The sequence below is a fragment of the Bartonella sp. PS7NMGDW genome (assembly GCF_042193585.1).
GTDB lineage: Bacteria > Pseudomonadota > Alphaproteobacteria > Rhizobiales > Rhizobiaceae > Bartonella > Bartonella grahamii.
This window is the reverse complement of record NZ_JBHILX010000104.1, coordinates 1-757: the sequence shown is the minus strand read 5'-3', so window position 1 is coordinate 757 and position 757 is coordinate 1. Positions and strand designations below refer to the sequence as shown.

Genomic DNA, 757 nt, shown 5'->3' with positions numbered 1-757 from the left:
TCAATTGCCCAATTAAAAAGTCCATTAAGGGCTTTCAGAAAGTTTCTAGCCATTGCTGGTGTTTCTTTACGCCGTTCAACACCGGCTATAATATGCTTCTTTTCAATTGCTTGGTATGGAATGTTTCCTATAGTATCACATACCTTCATAAGGATGAGTTCTTTTTGTTTTTTTGTAGCTTTAGTGTAACTATGCCAATTAGAGCTGTTAAAGTATTGTTTAAGCAGCCATGCAAATGAACCTTCAACAAGTTTACCGGTTTTTGATTTAGGAAGTATAAGTCCTTGTAACTCGGCAAGTGCGCTTTTGTAGTTATCAACAAACTCTTGCGTTCCATAGGTACCGCGTATTCTAATGCGTTTGCCATGACCAATACGTACATACCATACAATTTTGCCATGTTGAGTAATTTGTTTAACGAGATGAGGAGGACGTGGTTTAGGCATGGTATTTTACATCTTAGAGAGTGCGGTTTCGTAATATTCATTCTTTGACAAATCTAAAAGTTTGTCTGGGTGGTTAACTGAATTTGGTATTGGAATATCGGATTTAAGATAGATAAGCAGTTCACCGGTAGGTTTGATTTCTACGAGTTCACAACCTTGTTTTTTAGCTTCTCTTAAAGCGCGTGCAATGGCTGGTTGCGTTATAGCAGCTGGACGAGGCGCCATATCTTTTCTCCTTACATTGAGATGCAATTCACGTGTGGCGTGAATCACGCATTACTTGAAAGTGTTAAGAAGGGTGGGGGTGCTTG

Annotated in this window: 1 protein-coding gene and 1 pseudogene; both read right to left on the bottom strand. The window is 39.1% G+C overall.

Going from position 1 to position 757, the window contains the following annotated elements:
- Positions 1-446: pseudogene (locus ACFIKJ_RS09535) on the bottom strand (integrase); the annotation flags it as partial.
- A 6-nt stretch (positions 447-452) separates the two neighbouring features.
- Positions 453-671 (bottom strand): hypothetical protein, encoded by a 219-nt coding sequence (locus tag ACFIKJ_RS09530; RefSeq protein WP_012755083.1) that lies wholly within the window; start codon positions 669-671, stop codon positions 453-455.
- Positions 672-757: the final 86 nt, after the last annotated feature.